At 53.3% G+C, this 1,789-nt stretch carries 2 protein-coding genes; both read right to left on the reverse strand.

Features of this window, described 5'->3' with window-relative positions:
* Nucleotides 1–224: hypothetical protein (locus BMX27_RS16980; RefSeq protein WP_218144673.1), on the reverse strand; the 224-nt coding region annotated here is incomplete at its 3' end.
* On the reverse strand, nucleotides 217–1,608 hold the full coding sequence (locus tag BMX27_RS16665; protein WP_143056851.1) for a primase-helicase family protein: 1,392 nt from the start codon (nucleotides 1,606–1,608) through the stop codon (nucleotides 217–219). The genes BMX27_RS16980 and BMX27_RS16665, both read right to left, overlap by 8 nt.
* Between the last annotated feature and the right edge of the window lie 181 nt (nucleotides 1,609–1,789).

Below are 1,789 nucleotides of genomic sequence, written 5' to 3' on the forward strand. Positions count from 1 at the left end.
GTGAGGATGCTGTGGTTCAGTACGCAAAAGATGAAGCGATATGCCGCCACCTGCCGTCCCTTGAACCTGATCTTCCTCGGACCTTGCGTGTCGGTCACCATACAGCCGTTTTCATCAGTCTTTGTCTGCTCCAGAAGTTGGGCAGCCCTCGAAAGGGCCGCCTCCTTGTCGTTCGTCAAAATATCCGTCAGCCAGACCTCAGAGCCATCCTCGTACTTAAGCACCGACCAACTCCTTCTCTTCTGGACTGGTCACTGAGTTGAGGTATTCACCGATGGGTTCGCCATCGAAGCCCGCACCGTAAATCTTGCCAGCATCGAGCTTTACGTCATCTTTGTGCCAGACCGCGCGAGCGTAATCGACACCACCCCACTTGAGCTTACGCATATTCCAACCCAGATCGTCCATCAAATATTTTGTCTGGTTGGTGGTTCCTCCAAGATTGTCCCGGATGATCGCTACAACCTGTTCCTGAGGAACGACAGCAACACCCAACCGATCCAGAGCTTCGCGCAACTGGTCGACGAGTGTGTGGTCAGACAGTTCTGATAGCCGTTCCATCGTCGGCGTCTTGTAGTGGGTCAGGTCGAGCGCTTTTGCGTTGAAGTGATCCGACAGCGTGCGTGCCATTAGAGCAGCATAGAGACTGGCTAGGTTGATCTCGTGGGAATAGTGTTCCCGGCAGCGACCGACAAGTTCACCAAAACCCTGAGCGTTCACTCCGCCAGCGCAACCGTCATGGCCGACATCAAAGACGTGATAGCGGCGCTCACCCTTCTCCATCCAAGTCGGGAGGTGGTTTGAGGTGAACAGAAAGCAGCAGCACTGCCGGATACGTTCAGCTTCGCGACCTTTGCGCTCCACCATCATGTATTCCTCGGTGATATTCATCTTCAGCGTATTGCCTTGCGACGATCCAGGGCGGAGGTGGGTCTCCTCACAAACGACGAGTTTGCTTTGAAGAGAGGTCGAGCTAAACCGTCCGGTAAGCTGATCGACGTTGTTTTGTGTCGCGGTATTCTCAAGACCGAACAGCTGGGCCACGATGCGGCACAGCGTACTTTTGCCGGTGCCCTTCGCGCTTGAAAAGAGAAACGGTGCCCAGAACGGCTTGTCGCTTTCGTTCTGCAAGCACCACGCAAGCCAATCGAGGAATAAATCAGCTTCAACATCGGTGGCAAACATCGCGGCGACCAGTTCCAGCAGTGGACCGTAATCTTGGGAGTTGACGCGTAAGATACGGTAGTCGGGTTCGAACCAAGTATTCAGGCCGACGGAGCCGTTCTGCCATATGAATCGTTCGTTGAACCCCGGCGAGCAACTAATCGCGCCGTTCCAGACCGGAATACTTTGTTCACGGTTCGTGTGCCGCTCGACGATGATACGCCGGAACATGAGTTTGATAAGGTCGTTCGTGAGTTCACCTTCTGGGAGCGCGTCAGAGAGCCGGTGAAGAATGATTTGTTCGACATCGTTCCTGGACAGCTTAACGGTAGGTCGGTCGATGGCATAAAACTTGTTGTCCTGCCGGACGAACCACGAGCTCGCGAGGTTGCAGATAGTGTCAAGGGTCGTGTTGTTATGAGTTGGCATAGTAAAAATATCCAATCACTGAGCGCGTCGTATGGAGGCCGGATTGCTCGGAATGATGCTTGCAAAGAGACGGGTGCAACCGCTCGGCCAGGCGCGCCAGATTGTGTGATCTCTAGCTATAACGTCCCCTGGAAGATAATCCTATGATTACAGTAGCTTAGATTTTTGCTATATTGGCCTAATTCTGGACTATATT

Origin of the sequence: Loktanella sp. DSM 29012 (assembly GCF_900110705.1) — a bacterium.
Taxonomy (GTDB): domain Bacteria; phylum Pseudomonadota; class Alphaproteobacteria; order Rhodobacterales; family Rhodobacteraceae; genus Loktanella; species Loktanella gaetbuli.